This is a genomic window from Lyngbya aestuarii BL J (genome assembly GCF_000478195.2).
Lineage (GTDB): Bacteria > Cyanobacteriota > Cyanobacteriia > Cyanobacteriales > Microcoleaceae > Capilliphycus > Capilliphycus aestuarii.
Window position 1 is genome coordinate 23433 of sequence record NZ_AUZM01000036.1, and the last position, 14304, is coordinate 37736.

Consider the following 14304-nt stretch of genomic DNA (forward strand, 5'->3'; position numbering starts at 1 on the left):
ACTTCCTTGACCGAGTAATTTTAGAAGACAATAGTTTTCAAAAAAAAGCAGAAAAATATTAAATTATTCTTGTTATTTCTGCTTTTCCCTGCCGATAAAATTACACGTGAACAAATCTAGATTCAGTGAAATCGATGTTAGAAAACTGAGAACAACTGACGAAAGCTTTAATTGGCGATCGCTCGCAGTAAAACATCAGTTAAACTCATTTCTTCCATATCTTCAAACGTCACGGTATTACAAATATCATATTTCGCTCCTGCCATTTGTAATTCTCGATCTAAAACCTTAAAAAACTGAGTCACCCCCGTATCATCTCCAACTTGAATTAATTCAATCCCCAATTCCTCATCTTGATTGAGTTGATTAGCCGCATTAATTGCAATTTGTTTAACGGCTTCCGCCCCTTCTATTTCTCCTCCCGTGACAATCAGAATCATTTCTCCATTCGGCTTAGAAATCTCCATCGCCCGTCGTTCAAAATAATTATCAGTCGCATCTTTCAAAACAGCGGCTAAATTCGCACGTCCAATCGGTTCATGATGTTTAAAAATCTGAGCAACTCGTTGGGAAGTCACCTGATCGTATCGTTTAAATTGGTCAGAAAATAAATAAACCGTAATTCCATCCGGGTCAAAATGTTCACAGAGAGTTGCTAATGCTAGAGTAGACTCTTGGATCATTTCCCAACGACGTTTTTGTTCAAAACGATCAAAAATCGACATACTCTGACTCTGATCAATGATCAAAGTATAGTCACGTTGCTGTAAAACCGATCCCCCTTCCAACAAAACATCCATGCGTTGATTCTCCAAGTAAAGAATATAATTTGACCCTTGACGCGATTAGGAATCGATACTCCAACCTAAATAGTTAGGCAATCGTGAGATATATCAGTTATAATGAAATAGGCTTTGATACTCTGGAAAAGATAACCTCAGTCGGCTTACATAGGCTCTAAATTAGATGTATGGCTTTCCATACGAGAGTGTAAAGGTATACAAATTAACCTAGAAATATCCCTCGACTGTTTAACTTTTTGTTACGTTTATAGCATTCTCCGTAAAAACGAGAAATGCTACAGTTCAATTAACCGACTCAGTTGTAGTGTAAGTCACATTCAACTGAGGAAACAATTCACAGGGTATCCAAGTCTGTCGTTGGTATAACTGCGATAGCGGATGCTTTTCATGAAAACTAGCCCTCCCAAACAAAAAGGGACTCAAACTTTCCAAAGCGAGAAGCGCCCCCGTCCATTGATTTTAGCATTGATGTTGACTGGGGTCTTGGCAATGGAAGCCTACCCAGCTTTTCTCAAAACAGCAGTTGAGAGTGCTGGTTTACTCGTTTCTCCTTCCTCTGTATCAGTGGCTAGCACAAGTCACTTAGTTTATTCTCAATCTGACTCATCTGTTCGTGAACAACCGATCAATCAGATTGATCCCAAAACTGATCTTAAAGCTGATCTGATTAGTAAAACCAAAAGTTCAGTTTGTCAATCGGCCGAAGCTTGTAATTATCCCCAAAAACCATCAATTTATAAAGTCTTACCGAGTCCAATATTTGGAACTCACGTCCACAAACCGACAACCAAAACTCCTGTTGAACTTCAGGTCAAGCTGGTCAACTATGATCTTCATAGCCAAGCCCAACCTCCTGATCAAATTAACTCATTACCTCAAGCGGTTGCGGAAGCCGTGCGCCAAGATGTATCAAAACAGACGGGAGTTTCTCCAGAAAAATTAACAATTACCGATGTTGAGCGTCAAACCTGGCCAAATTCTTGTTTAGGACTGGCTGAATCGGAGGAATTTTGTGGTCAAATGTTAGTGGAAGGATGGCGAGTTGCTCTTTCCAATGGTCGTCAAACTTGGGTTTATCGAACCGACTTAAAAGGACAAGTCCTTCGTCTAGAAGGGAATCAAACGTTTTCTAACTTACCCCTTTCAGTCGCCAATGCTCTGTTTAAAGATGCAGCGAACCGCTCCAGTTTACCTCATTCTGCCTTACGAATCGTCGAAGCCCAATCTCAAATGTGGCCGGATGGGTGTTTAGGACTGGGTGAACCTGGAAATTTGTGTACACTCGCGTTAGTACCCGGATGGCAAGTTAAAATCGCCAGTGGACGAGAACGTTGGGTTTATCGTACAAACGAATCGGGTTCCTTGATTCGATTAGATCAAAAAGCGAGTCAATTTAAAAATTCAGCGAGTTTGAGACTCCTGAATATTACCGATAGTCAGCTTCTTTCTCCACGAACCCAAAATTGGGTTTGGCAAGCGATTGCTTTTTGTGGGATTACAGATACCACCTATGAAACTTTATTTGGTAAAACCTGTAATGATCGACTCCCACAAAACTCAAAATTATTTTAAATAATCTTGAGTTGGGGTCGTCTGAAACGAATAAGATTGAACATGATTTTATGGCAGATTTAAGTGGAACTTGGCTCGGAACCTATTGGCAAGAAGGAGTACCAACTCGCTTTGAGGCTACATTTGTTCAAAGTGGAAATACTCTCAGTGGTAGTATTTTAGATGATAGTGATTTAGGAGAAGCGCGTTTGAGTGGTACGGTAACCGGACGAAATGTCAGTTTTACCAAACGCTACTTAATGACATCTTCTAAATCAATCAGCTATGTTGGTACCATCTCAGAAGAAGAAAACTATATCCAAGGACAGTGGGATATTGATACCCGTTTCTCGGGTCCTTGGGAAGCCCATCGCAGTGGAGACAACCTGGTTGCTGAACTCAAAACGCTCAAAAGCGAACCCGTTCCCGAGGCTGTGAGTTTAGGATAATCATTAATCTTGAGGAGGATTCTACTCTAATTATTCGTCCTGAACACTCTATTTTCAACAACGATTTCCGAAAAAAATAGTTTAACCCTTTGACATCAACCTCTCTCTGGCACTACTCTCTGAATGGAAATTTAATGAGCAGAGTCGAACTATGGGAATTGAGTTGCTTGAAAATGGGTTATCTGTTCTCGTCTCCCTGACCAAACTAATACTAGAAGCCATTTCAGTTTTATGTATTATTATTGGTTTGGGATCAACGGTAAAGTTAGTGATTCGTCAGCCTTCGGTATTGCGAGATTTACCTTTTTTTAAATTGCGATTGTGTTTAGGTTCTTGGCTAGCCCTCGCCTTAGAATTTCAGTTAGGAGCCGATATTTTAGCAACTACCGTTTCCCCTTCATTACAATCCTTAGCGAAGTTAGGTGCGATCGCCATAATTCGTACCTTTCTGAACTACTTTCTCAGCAAAGAACTCGAAACTGAGCGAGAACTTCAAGATAAAAATATAACCCGATAACTCCATTTTATCAGGTTAAATTAGAGGCTTGAACGATTAATAACCGGCCGCTTTTATATATTGTAAAATTCCCTGAGCGATCGCTTGAGCCATCCGACTGCGTTGGGCGGGATCGGCTAAAACACTGGCATCATAACTATTGGTGAGAAAACCCACTTCTACCAACGCTGAAGGCATAGAAGTATTTCGCAACACATAAAACCGTGCCTGTTTTACCCCTCGGTTGGTCATATTAAAATTCGCCAAAATACTATTTTGAATGTATCCCGCTAAAGAATAACCCGATTGATAATAAAACGTTTCAATGCCAGTTGCACCTGCCCGATAAGCCGCATTCGCGTGAATACTCACAAACAAAGTCGCCCCCAAACGGTTCGCCATCTGAACCCGAGGTTCCAGTTCAACTGTACGATCATCAAGACGAGTCATCACCGCACTCACCCCATTTTGCTCTAAAATTTGTGCCACCTGCTGAGAAATGGGCATAACAATATCTTTCTCTCGCAACCCGCCTACACCCACAGCACCCGGATCACTACCCCCATGTCCGGGGTCAATCATGACCACAACCCGTCCTTGAGGAGTTCGAGGGAGAGTGGGCTGACCCGAACCAATTGGTCGAGGCGGAAACGGTAGGGGACGACGAGAGGGGGGAGATTGACGACGAGGCGGTAAAAGCGGTCTAGGACTACTTCTCGAAGGTGTTCTAGTGTTTGTAGGCGGTTGAGGCGAGGGTTGAGAAGGCGGAGGAACAGGCGGAACAGAAGCCAAATTCATCCCCATCGGGAAAATAAGCTGTTCGGCACTATTTTGGCTTGGTTGTCCAATTTTCACCCGAGTGGCAGGTTCCACCAAAAGAGTAAAGGTTTCGGGGTCTTCTTGACGAATGCGGGTAGACAGAATCGGGCCACCGATTTCTCGTTGAGGAAGTTGAATATTTTCCGGGAGTTTAGCCGAGAAAAAGGTAATCCCATAGGCACCGGTTTCTCGATCCCAACCGTGAGTGTAGTTAAGCGGTTGGTCGGCTTTGACGACAAAATAAGTCTGATCTTGTAGCTCAACCGATTCAATCGTCGCTAAACCTGTCGAAACTTGAATCGCTGGAGGTGTACTGCCTTGGGGCCAAATCGCCACCCCTCCGGCGGAAGGTCGAGCGTCCCAATTTTGACGAGTATTAGGGGTACTCATTGTCACCCGCACCACAGGCGGCGAGTTCGATAATTGCGTGACTTGGGTAACACTGACCCCATCTTTACTCACCCGTTGACGAAAGGTACTCGACTGCGAGGTTAAAGTCGCTCCCAAGACATCAACCGTCATCCAGGTGCCATCTTGACTGCGCTTAAATTCGATCTGGGGCATTTGACCGCCAGTATGCAGTACAATTCCATCATCGCGCACTTCTACGTCATCTACAGATGTTTGGCTAGTGGTGGGTCTAGGTTGAACCGCAGTTTGTGTCGAAGGAGAGGGAGTCGGATAATTTTGGCGGTTAACGTTGACCGAACGACTGGCTGTTGGGGTGCTTGCGGAGGTTGAGCCACCAATGGGTTGCGGAGAAGGAAGCTGTACCGTCCACTCCGTCGGAGAAATTCCCCGAAACTGAACCCTTTGGGGATCGAGGGTGTATCCATCAGCGAGTTCAACAACAATACGAGCGGTTTGAGCATCGAACTGGCCCAACCGAATTTCTCGAATGGCTCCCCCAAATGACTGTTTGCGAGTGACACTTCCCAGTGTTGTTCCGGGTAAATCAATCACTAAACGAGTCGGGTTGGAGAGTAGAGAAGCACTGGGTTGTACTCCTCCTTGAGTTGTAAAGGAGAGTCGATTCTGCGAAGTCTCATATCGCCAGTATTGCAGTTGAGCAGCTTCAGCCGGAGAGACGAATAAAAATAGACTGACTAAACTGGGGAAGATCCAGCGCAGCAATAGTGTTTTTCCCATGCCTAACACAGTGAGGAAGTCGAACGAACCTTAAGAAGTCGATACTTAGCCATAAGCTCAAGAATCATATCACAGATTATGCCTTCTGACAGCGGGACTGCATAACGGATAACCTGAGTTGGAAATAAATCTGTATCAATTGAATCTCCACAACGATCTCTCAAAATTGTATTCTAGAGAATGAACTTGCTAGAATAACACAAGTTCCTAAAGACAGAGATATCGACAAAATGGATATCGCTATCGAGTCGTCATTGCTTCACTGTTCAATCAATGATTTGTTATTCCCATACGGCTTGTTATTGGGCAAATCAGCAAAGTTGAACAAAATTTTTGATTTTCTAGGGATCGTCGGGTTGATTGCAGAAGGAGGTTAAGTTGAGTCTCAATTCTAAGCTGAGATTAACAAATCAATTGGAGTTTTGTGCTCAGACCAAATCACAGCTATCTCCAACCGAGGAGATGTTTTATTATTTTGCTTATGGTTCTTGTATGTGTCCAGTAGACTTACAGCGAACCATGGGAGAATTAACCTATCAATATGTGATGGGGCCTGCGATTCTTCAAGGGTATCGACTCGGCTTTTATCGGCGATCGCAACGTCGAAATTGTGGGGTGCTTGATATCGTAAAAGACCCTAATTCTGCGGTGGAAGGGGTTCTTTATCAGCTTCCTCAACGGATGAGTGATTTACTCGATGAACGCGAAGAAGTTCGTTTTGATACTCATCAAGGGATTCATATCGGTGGCTATCAACCTGAACGGATTGAAGTTTTTTATTTGAATCAATTATACACGAATGTTCGCACCTATACTGTAATTAATAAGTTACCGGAAGAACTCGCTCCCAATGATTGGTATTTTAACGTCGTTTTACGGGGTGCGGTGACTTGTGGACTCACTCAAGAATATTGCTGGAAATTGTTTGAACATATGCACAAACTTCAACAAAAACAAATTCAAATTTCATCTCCTTTATTACGTTCGGCGTAAATTAGTAACTGGAAAAATTGTAGAGACGTTGTATCTAGCATCTCTACACCAATATTAACACCAATTATAGAGAGATTAAGTACAACGAGAATCTGGCTCTTGCATAAATAACTTTTTTCAAGTATGATCATCAGCTTGGCTATCACTAAAATCAAGAGTTGAGATTAAGTTGACATGAGGCTTTAAGGAGGGAATGATAGACAACTCTATCACTTTTATAGATTTATTTGCTGGTATTGGTGGTTTTCGTATTGCTCTAGAAAAAGCTGGCTATCGCTGCATTTATTCTTGTGAAATTAACCCAGCTTGTCAAAAGGTTTATGATCAAAATTTTGGAGAGATTCCGGAAAACGATATCTCTAAAATAGAAATTAATAAGATCCCTAATCACGATATTTTAACCGCAGGCTTTCCTTGTCAACCCTTTAGTATTTGTGGGAAAAGAAGTGGGTTTAAAGATACAAGAGGAACACTTTTTTTTCATTTATGTAAAATAATAGAAGCTAAAAAACCTCAAGTTATTTTTTTGGAAAATGTCAAGCATTTACTCCATCATGATCAGGGTAAAACTCTAGATACTATTTTGTATTCATTAGAAGATCTAGGGTATTTAGTAGACTATAAGATTTTGAATGCTAAAGATTTTGGAGTTCCTCAAAATCGAGAACGGATTGTTATTTTTGGCACACTCAGTAAAAAATTTAACTTTAATTTAGTTAGAACTAAATCACCTTTCCCATCATTACTTAGTTTTTTGGATAAAAAGGGAGACTTTGAATATTTGACTCCTAATGAATACACTTTAATTGATCATCCTAAATGTCAAGATTCTGGATTATTATTTGTAGGTTATCGTAATAAAAATATCTGGAAAAAAGGAGTTAGACCTAATACAGAACATCTTTCTAGAGTTCATCGACAACCCAATCGAATTTATTCTGTTGAGGGTGTTCATCCTACCTTACCTTCTCAGGAAACATCAGGAAGATTTTTTATTTACTTACCACAAGAAAATGCGGTTCGTAAATTAACGATTACTGAGTGTTATAAGATTATGGGATTTCCCTCTGATTTTAAAATTCACCCGAGTCTAGCAGAATGTTATAAACAAATTGGTAATTCTGTTTGTATTCCTATGGTTTATGAACTGGCAGTTCAACTCAAAAAACAAAATTTAATCAACAATAGTCATGATGATATTAGTTCCAAAAATACTTTTAACAATTCATCTCAAACTATTCAAAGGGAGTGATACCGCTTCCGATCAAACATCTCAGAGTGCAGGAGATCTAGAAATTTTAGATAAAAATCAAAACTTAATTGAAGCAATAGAAATTAAGCATGGTAAAGAAATTGATTTACAAATGATTCGTATTGCCAAGGATAAAATCATTAAATTTAATCCAAGAAGATATTATATATTTTCTTCTGCCGATCCTGAAGTGAAAACATCTGAAATCAGTCTCATTGAGAATGAAATGGCTAAAATTATAAAAGAACACGGATGTTTTGTAATCACCAATGGAATTCTTCCGACTTTAAAATCTTACTTGCGATTAATTAACTCTATCGAAGATTTTGTCATGAATTACTCGACCTTAATTGAATTAGATCCAGAACTTCAAGCGATTCATAAGGTCAAATGGAATGAAATTTTGTCTTCTTTAGATAACTAAAAACACACAATTTCACCCCAAATACTGTTCACTGATTTAAGACGCTTCTTTTTGTTCTTTGTACAGAGACTTAAATTGTTTTTGTTGTTGTTTGTGATCGACAATGGGTTCGGGATAGTCGCAAGCTTCTCGATCTTGTGATGAGATTTTTCCGCTGACTAAATCTTCTGTTTCTAAACTACTTAATTCCGGCAACCATTGACGAATATATTCCCCTTCAGGATCATATTTTTGGGTTTGAGTTGTGGGGTTAAAAATTCTCAAGGGTTTGGGGTCCATGCCACTGGATGCACTCCATTGCCATCCCCCATTATTAGCCGATAAATCCCCATCAATCAATTTTTGCATAAAATATTTCTCGCCCCATTGCCAATTAATCATTAAATCTTTGGTGAGGAAATTAGCAACAATCATCCGACAACGGTTGTGCATCCATCCACTTTCATTGAGTTGTCGCATCGCTGCATCAACAATCGGATATCCGGTTTTTCCTTCACACCACGCTTGGAAATGTTCTTGATTTTCACTCCAAGGAAAGTCTTTAAAATGATCCCGATAAGGGCCATTTGCTAGTTCTGGAAAGTGATACATTGCTTGTTGATAAAATTCTCGCCAAGCGAGTTCCTGTTGCCATACTTTAATATGATTTCTCGCTTCATCACTGCGAGTATTTTCCATCGCTTCCAGGGTTTTTGCCCAAACAGTACGAATCCCAATTACTCCAAATTTCAACGCTGCACTCAGTTGAGACGTGCCATCATTCGCCGGAAAATTGCGTTGTTCGTCGTATTCAAATAAAGCGCGATCACAAAACTCCTCTAAACGATTTTGAGCCGCTTCTTCTCCGGGTTCTAAAACTAACTCATTCTCCCAAACAAAGCCTAAATCTTTGGGAGTTGGTAAATCAATTATACCATTTTTTCGAGCCGTTTTCAATTGTTCTTCGTTCAGTCCAGTTGGATTTTGAGAAAAAGTATGAATTGGTTTTTGCTTCTTTCTTTTGCTCCAATTATTCCAATAGGGCGTGTAAACCTTATAAGGTTCATTTGCAGATTTTGTCCGAATTTCATCCGGTGTATGAAGTAACTGATCCCAAACCGTTTCAACTCCAATATTGACTGATTTTAAGGCTTCAGAAACCTGTTGATCGCGTTCTTTTGCATAGGGTTCGACATCCAAATTCCAATAGACTGCTTTTGCCTCTAATGCTTTGGCAAGTTTGGGTATGGCTTGACTAGGTTTATCCTGTAAAATCAACAGTTGACTGCCAAGTTTTTGATACTGTTGTTGCAGCTTTTCTAAACAGCCTATCATATAAGTGACTCTAGCCGGAGCAACATCATCTTTCTCTAGAATATTCGGATCAAGACAAAAAATACCCACGAGTTGAGAACTTTTTTCTCGGGCTGATGCTAATCCTTTGTGATCAGAAATTCGCAAGTCACGACGATGCCAAAATAAAATTAAATCAGACATAAAAAATCAAACAGGAGACAGTTAACAAGTTTAGCTGAATTTAAACAATTAGTTTTTGAGAAAGGGTTTAGCCAATAATAAACTAGAAATCGATTTCGAGTCTACAGGCTCACCGTCTAGGATAGCTTGTTCTAACTCTTGCGGAGTCATTAATACCACCTCAATATCTTCATCCTCATCCTGTGCGGGTGGTTTTTCAAGTTTTTCTAAATCTTCGGCGAGAAATGAATAGATAATTTCATCAGAATAACCGGGTGCGAGAATAAATTGTCCGAGTTTACGCCATTTGTGGGCGCGATAACCTGTTTCTTCTTCAATTTCGCGCTTAACAGTGTCTGCGGGATTTTCATTATTATCAATCGTTCCGGCAGGAAATTCTAGAGTGCGTCCCTGTATTGCAAAACGATATTGTCTAACTAGCACTAATTTTCCGTCTGAAGTCACGGGAATAATCAAGGCGCCACCCGGATGACGAATACATTCCCATTCTCCAACAGCGCCGTTGGGAATGCGAAGACGGTTGACTTCGTAGCTAAAGCGACGTCCCTGATAAAAAAGACGGTGTTGGAGAATTTCGGGTGGTTCAGATCCAAGTGTCATAGGATTGAAGATTAAAAATTTTAGATTAAACAGTTGGTCATCTCTAGAATATCCTACACGATTTGGAGAATTCACGATTTTTAGTTCTTCGCAAAATTTAATCTCTTGAAATTGTGTACGGGTTAGATTTCAAACGATAGAATGAATTTTTAGAGAACAATGAGCTGGAATCAATGATGCAATATTTGAATAAGTCTGCTTTGAATTGGTGTCAATCTTCTGGGGTTGTTGCTTTGCTTTTGGGTGTATTTTCCACTCTTGTTACTGCTTTTCCTTTGAACGCCGCAGATGAAATTAATTTTGTGTTTGCTACGGCTCGGGTATCGGTTCCCATTCGTTCTTTAGAAAACTTTGCTCGAACAGGAGAAATTGATCGTCATCTCAGAACTTATTTTAATTTAGCCAGGGCAACACCCGCAGAAAAAGCTAAATTTCAGGAAACTCTAAGTCGGCGAATAGATGTCAATACGATTCAACTCTCTCGCATTTTAAACACAGCCATTGGTGCAGATATTCTCTCAATTCTTGGGCTGTATATTACCGTTAAAACTGGAGAAGATGAGCAATCGGCTTTAAAGACAGCCCTAATTGAATCTGCATCGGATTCTCAAGGATTAACCGTATTAAATTTTCTCGATCATCTCCCCAGTAACCTACAGATTAATCTGGATCAAATTCTTAGGTTAAGAAATACAATTCAAGTCGTTATTAATGCAACTCGTGTTCTCAATGAAGAAGTGGCGAATTTATCGAGGGAAGCGACGCTTTTAGATCAAACGGATTTTTCATCTTTAGCCGATCTCCGTCAGCCCGGAACTTACGGTGTCGAGGAACCTCAACGGTTATTCCTGTATGATGCTCAACGCAACCGCAGATTTTATGTCGATCTTTATCAACCGCAAATCTGGCGAACAGGCAAAACTCCTGTTGTGATTATCTCTCATGGTTTGGCTTCAAGGCCTGAAGATTTTGCCAGACGGGCTAGACATTTGACCTCTTACGGCTATGTGGTTGCGCTTCCTCAACATCCGGGTAGCGATCTCCGTCACGTGGAAGACTTGTTAGCTGGTCGAACTCAGGAAGTTTTTGAGGTGCAAGAATTTATTAATCGCCCTCAAGATATTAGCTTTGTTTTAGATGAGTTGGAACGACGAAATGAAAAGTATTTTGAATCCCGACTTCAACTAGATCGGGTGGGAGTGTATGGTCATTCTTTTGGGGGATATACAGCCTTAGCAGTGGGGGGTGCAGAAATTGATTTAGAAAATTTACAGCAGGAATGTGAGGAAGAATTTAGCTACTTAAATACATCTTTACTGTTGCAATGTCGCGCTCTTTCTTTACCCAATTTACCCACTCAATTTCGTGATCCGAGAGTTCAAGCGGTGATTGGTGCTAATCCGGTTAATCGAAGTATTTTTGGTCAAAACGGTTTAGTGGCTGTCGATATTCCGGTTTTGTTGGGGGCGGGTCTTTATGATCCGGCAACTCCAGCGATTTTTGAACAGGCGGGTTCTTTTATTTGGTTACAATCTCCGCAGAAGTATTTGATGATTATTGAAGGACAGGCCCACGTTGATTTTTCTCAACTCGATGCTGGAATAACAGACGCGATTAATTCCGTTGAACAGTTGATTCTTCCAAGTCCCGAGTTAATTGATAGTTATGCCAATGGTGCAGTTGTTGCTTTTTTTGAGATTTATATTGCCAATAATCAAGAGCTAATCCCTTATCTATCTTCGGCTTACTTTGACTATATTAGTCAAGGACAGTTATTCAAAGGTTTTTTGATTGACGGCTCGGGGGCGGAACCCTTAAAACAAAAGTTGCTCCCTTTCAAACAAGAATTCCTCAGACAGAGATCTACTCCGGACTGATCCAATGGCCAAAATTACTCGGCATCTGTTCCCATTCAGAGCCTTTTTCTAAACCGAGAGACAGATTTTGTAAATTAGTGTAAAATACTATGAAGTTATCAAAATCCCTTGCTACTCTACAATAGAGGCATATTTCAAAGCGTCTTTAGCTCGGGTTAATCATTCCTATCAGGACAACTAATGTAACATTACTTAATATTGCCGCTATAATGATTCGTGTGAGCAAGCGAGCAAAGGAATGGTACAAGCTTTGTTTGGAAGCACTCCTTTTCAGACCCAAGGTGGCGATCGCATCGTCAGCAAAGCTGTTGGTGCAGCAATCGCAGCACTATTCAAGCGTTCTGAAAAAGTTGAGGCAAACGTCCGTGCTGAACCCGTAGCCAAGCTGTTACAGGGCAGTGTAGATGGCTTTGACTTCATCGGCCAAGGAATGCTGATGTATAACGGGCTTCGTATTGCGGTGATGGAACTCTACCTAGAAGCAGTATCGATTGATTTCGGTGCAATCTTCGCAGGTCAAGTGAAGTTACGGCAACCCACGCAAGCCACGATGCGAGTCGTCTTAACAGAGGAGGATTTAACGTCTTCGTTCAATACTCCTTTTATTATCGATAAGCTACAACGACTGCAATATCAAGGACAACCGTTAAAGTTTAGCGATACCGAGATGCGGATTACGCCCGAGAAAAAGCTGCATCTGCAATCTCAGGTACGAGTTGGTGATTCTAATCAGCCCATTTCGCTTAACTTTACGAGCCAAGTTGACATTGAGGAACGTCGTAAGATTCAGTTTACCGATGTCTCCTACGAAGGGGACTCTGAAGCAGTAAGTCTCGGTAAAGCATTGATTGATCATGTTAACAACTTGCTGGACTTAGACAAATTCGCGCTCGATGGCACACTTTTGCGGATAGACCGATTGCGAATCCAGAATGAATCTTTGATCTTTTATGGAGCAGCTCAAATTAACCGATTTCCGCAAATGAAGAAACGTTAGTTCAGGATTTTAACGGAATTGAAATTTATCGCTGCTACTCGGTTTCCTCGTTCAAGTGTAATTTTTTGCGGGTTATACTCGGCAGTACACATAATCCTCCTGCTATTGCCAAAGCGAGGAATATCGAGAAGCGATCACTTCCTTCTATTGCCTGTTTTCCGCTAACGCCTAACCAAGTGTAAGTCAAAGTACCGGGAATAATTCCCAAGAAAGTGCCGATTGTATAGGATTTTAACTCAATGGCGGTGAGTCCAAACAAAAAGTTGGATAAGTTAAAAGGAAAAATCGGGGCCAACCGCACAAATAACACAAACTTCAATGGGTTTTGAGCCGTAGCTCGATTAAATTTTCTGAATATTCGCTGGCGACCAAAGATTTTTTGCGACCAATTTCGCAGTAAATATCGAGAGACTCCAAAGGCTGCGATCGCTCCAATTGTAGCAGCAATCACTGACCAAACTGTTCCCCAAACTAAACCTAAAAAGATTCCTCCTGCCATAGTTAACGGAATTACTGGAATACCGATAACAGTTAGGAGGATGTAGAGTAGAATATATGCAAAAATCGCCCAATTTCCCCATTGTTTAATCGAATTCGTCAGCAAAACCGGATCGAGATGATCGAGTTTCCAAGGACTGAAATAAACCACCCAGAGAAGGCTAACCAGACCCAGAGTTAACCAAAAACGCCGACTTTTGAGTAACTTTTTGGGGAAAATAGGCATTATTTTTTAGCCTTGTTCTTCTGCTATTTTTTCATTTAATGCTTTACGAGCAATTTTTGTAACATAAACGGTCACGGCAACAGTAGCCACTAAACCCACACCATAAAGAATCCATTCTCCTGTGGTTTTTGAGCGTTCTTCTAAGGCTAAAGTTGCTAATTCTCCTGCGAGAGAACCGATATAAACATACATAATTGTTCCCGGAATCATACCAATCCAAGACGCAACGACATAATCCCGGAGAGAAACTTTAGTTAATCCAAACGAATAATTGAGTAAGTTAAAAGGGAAAATGGGAGACAGTCGAGTTAACCCCACAATTTTCCAACCTTCTCGGGCTACAGCTTCATCAATCGCCTTAAATTTCTGGTTTCCCGCGATTTTTTTAGCCACCCAACCTCGGGCTAAATATCGACCGACTAAAAAGGCACAAGTTGCCCCAGCGACAGAACCGATTGAAACATAAATTGAACCCGTAAAAATACCAAAGATTGCACCGGCTCCCAAAGTTAAAATTGAACCCGGAAGAAATAACACCGTTGCCAGAATATACACCACAATAAATGCGACTGGCCCCCAATACCCAAGATTAGCAATCCAGTCTAAAGTCTCTCGCAGATAATCTTGGATAGAGGAGAAAGAATCAGAGAGATTAAACAATTTTCCGGCTAAAATAATCAACATTGTGACTCCA

At 40.8% G+C, this 14304-nt stretch carries 14 protein-coding genes; 8 read left to right on the forward strand and 6 right to left on the reverse strand.

Annotation, left to right across the window (positions count from 1 at the left end; genetic code table 11):
* Positions 1–167 precede the first annotated feature (167 nt).
* The gene (locus M595_RS15635; protein ID WP_023067312.1) at positions 168–800 is read right to left on the reverse strand and encodes a VWA domain-containing protein; all 633 of its coding nucleotides are present in this window, start codon (positions 798–800) and stop codon (positions 168–170) included.
* 390 nt (positions 801–1190) lie between these two features.
* On the opposite strand from M595_RS15635, the gene M595_RS15640 reads away from it, so the two are divergent.
* The 3 genes from M595_RS15640 (at position 1191) to M595_RS15650 (ending at position 3320) form a co-directional block, all read left to right on the forward strand.
* Positions 1191–2375 (forward strand): DUF8738 domain-containing protein, encoded by a 1185-nt coding sequence (locus M595_RS15640; RefSeq protein ID WP_023067306.1) that lies wholly within the window; start codon positions 1191–1193, stop codon positions 2373–2375.
* A gap of 50 nt (positions 2376–2425) precedes the next feature.
* Positions 2426–2803, forward strand: coding sequence for a hypothetical protein (locus M595_RS15645; protein ID WP_023067337.1), 378 nt, complete (start codon positions 2426–2428; stop codon positions 2801–2803).
* Positions 2804–2954: 151 nt separating this feature from the next.
* Positions 2955–3320, forward strand: coding sequence for a DUF1622 domain-containing protein (locus M595_RS15650; RefSeq protein ID WP_023067334.1), 366 nt, complete (start codon positions 2955–2957; stop codon positions 3318–3320).
* 36 nt (positions 3321–3356) lie between these two features.
* Here M595_RS15650 and M595_RS15655 read toward each other — a convergent pair whose 3' ends face one another.
* Positions 3357–5267 carry an N-acetylmuramoyl-L-alanine amidase gene (locus M595_RS15655; protein WP_023067322.1) on the reverse strand — a complete coding sequence of 637 codons (1911 nt, stop codon included), beginning with the start codon at positions 5265–5267 and terminating at the stop codon, positions 3357–3359.
* Positions 5268–5729: 462 nt separating this feature from the next.
* Here M595_RS15655 and M595_RS15660 point away from each other — a divergent pair, with 462 nt between their 5' ends.
* From M595_RS15660 to M595_RS31855, 3 genes are all read left to right on the forward strand, one after another.
* The gene (locus M595_RS15660) at positions 5730–6260 is read left to right on the forward strand and encodes a gamma-glutamylcyclotransferase (RefSeq protein ID WP_152983585.1); all 531 of its coding nucleotides are present in this window, start codon (positions 5730–5732) and stop codon (positions 6258–6260) included.
* Between the two features lie 193 nt (positions 6261–6453).
* Positions 6454–7512, forward strand: a complete 1059-nt coding sequence (locus M595_RS15665) for a DNA cytosine methyltransferase (RefSeq protein ID WP_023067297.1) — start codon at positions 6454–6456, stop codon at positions 7510–7512.
* Entirely contained in the window at positions 7451–7936 is a 486-nt protein-coding gene (locus M595_RS31855) for a hypothetical protein (RefSeq protein ID WP_203419090.1), read from the forward strand. Before M595_RS15665 ends, M595_RS31855 begins: the two co-directional genes overlap by 62 nt.
* A 36-nt stretch (positions 7937–7972) precedes the next feature.
* Here M595_RS31855 and M595_RS15675 read toward each other — a convergent pair whose 3' ends face one another.
* Positions 7973–9412: an FAD-binding domain-containing protein gene (locus M595_RS15675; RefSeq protein ID WP_023067321.1), complete on the reverse strand. Its 1440-nt coding sequence runs from the start codon at positions 9410–9412 to the stop codon at positions 7973–7975.
* Positions 9413–9460: 48 nt separating this feature from the next.
* Positions 9461–10012 (reverse strand): NUDIX hydrolase, encoded by a 552-nt coding sequence (locus M595_RS15680; protein ID WP_023067311.1) that lies wholly within the window; start codon positions 10010–10012, stop codon positions 9461–9463.
* Between the two features lie 173 nt (positions 10013–10185).
* On the opposite strand from M595_RS15680, the gene M595_RS15685 reads away from it, so the two are divergent.
* Together M595_RS15685 and M595_RS15690 are read left to right on the forward strand one after the other, a co-directional pair.
* Positions 10186–11889: an alpha/beta hydrolase gene (locus M595_RS15685; RefSeq protein WP_052001790.1), complete on the forward strand. Its 1704-nt coding sequence runs from the start codon at positions 10186–10188 to the stop codon at positions 11887–11889.
* A 238-nt stretch (positions 11890–12127) separates the two neighbouring features.
* A complete protein-coding gene (locus tag M595_RS15690) occupies positions 12128–12886 on the forward strand; it encodes an LmeA family phospholipid-binding protein (RefSeq protein WP_023067330.1) in 759 nt (252 codons plus the stop codon).
* 34 nt (positions 12887–12920) lie between these two features.
* On the opposite strand, the gene M595_RS15695 is transcribed toward M595_RS15690, so the two are convergent.
* Together M595_RS15695 and M595_RS15700 are read right to left on the reverse strand one after the other, a co-directional pair.
* A complete protein-coding gene (locus tag M595_RS15695) occupies positions 12921–13610 on the reverse strand; it encodes a TVP38/TMEM64 family protein (protein WP_023067288.1) in 690 nt (229 codons plus the stop codon).
* Between the two features lie 6 nt (positions 13611–13616).
* Positions 13617–14294: a TVP38/TMEM64 family protein gene (locus M595_RS15700; RefSeq protein ID WP_052001794.1), complete on the reverse strand. Its 678-nt coding sequence runs from the start codon at positions 14292–14294 to the stop codon at positions 13617–13619.
* Between the last annotated feature and the right edge of the window lie 10 nt (positions 14295–14304).

What these genes read in the sequence shown, in the direction of transcription:
- M595_RS15635 (WP_023067312.1), bottom strand. Translation starts at nt 800, where the DNA reads ATGGATGTTTTGTTGGAAGGGGGATCGGTTTTACAGCAACGTGACTAT.
- M595_RS15640 (WP_023067306.1), top strand. Translation starts at nt 1,191, where the DNA reads ATGAAAACTAGCCCTCCCAAACAAAAAGGGACTCAAACTTTCCAAAGC.
- M595_RS15645 (WP_023067337.1), top strand. Translation starts at nt 2,426, where the DNA reads ATGGCAGATTTAAGTGGAACTTGGCTCGGAACCTATTGGCAAGAAGGA.
- M595_RS15650 (WP_023067334.1), top strand. Translation starts at nt 2,955, where the DNA reads ATGGGAATTGAGTTGCTTGAAAATGGGTTATCTGTTCTCGTCTCCCTG.
- M595_RS15655 (WP_023067322.1), bottom strand. Translation starts at nt 5,267, where the DNA reads ATGGGAAAAACACTATTGCTGCGCTGGATCTTCCCCAGTTTAGTCAGT.
- M595_RS15660 (WP_152983585.1), top strand. Translation starts at nt 5,730, where the DNA reads ATGTTTTATTATTTTGCTTATGGTTCTTGTATGTGTCCAGTAGACTTA.
- M595_RS15665 (WP_023067297.1), top strand. Translation starts at nt 6,454, where the DNA reads ATGATAGACAACTCTATCACTTTTATAGATTTATTTGCTGGTATTGGT.
- M595_RS31855 (WP_203419090.1), top strand. Translation starts at nt 7,451, where the DNA reads ATGATGATATTAGTTCCAAAAATACTTTTAACAATTCATCTCAAACTA.
- M595_RS15675 (WP_023067321.1), bottom strand. Translation starts at nt 9,412, where the DNA reads ATGTCTGATTTAATTTTATTTTGGCATCGTCGTGACTTGCGAATTTCT.
- M595_RS15680 (WP_023067311.1), bottom strand. Translation starts at nt 10,012, where the DNA reads ATGACACTTGGATCTGAACCACCCGAAATTCTCCAACACCGTCTTTTT.
- M595_RS15685 (WP_052001790.1), top strand. Translation starts at nt 10,186, where the DNA reads ATGATGCAATATTTGAATAAGTCTGCTTTGAATTGGTGTCAATCTTCT.
- M595_RS15690 (WP_023067330.1), top strand. Translation starts at nt 12,128, where the DNA reads ATGGTACAAGCTTTGTTTGGAAGCACTCCTTTTCAGACCCAAGGTGGC.
- M595_RS15695 (WP_023067288.1), bottom strand. Translation starts at nt 13,610, where the DNA reads ATGCCTATTTTCCCCAAAAAGTTACTCAAAAGTCGGCGTTTTTGGTTA.
- M595_RS15700 (WP_052001794.1), bottom strand. Translation starts at nt 14,294, where the DNA reads ATGTTGATTATTTTAGCCGGAAAATTGTTTAATCTCTCTGATTCTTTC.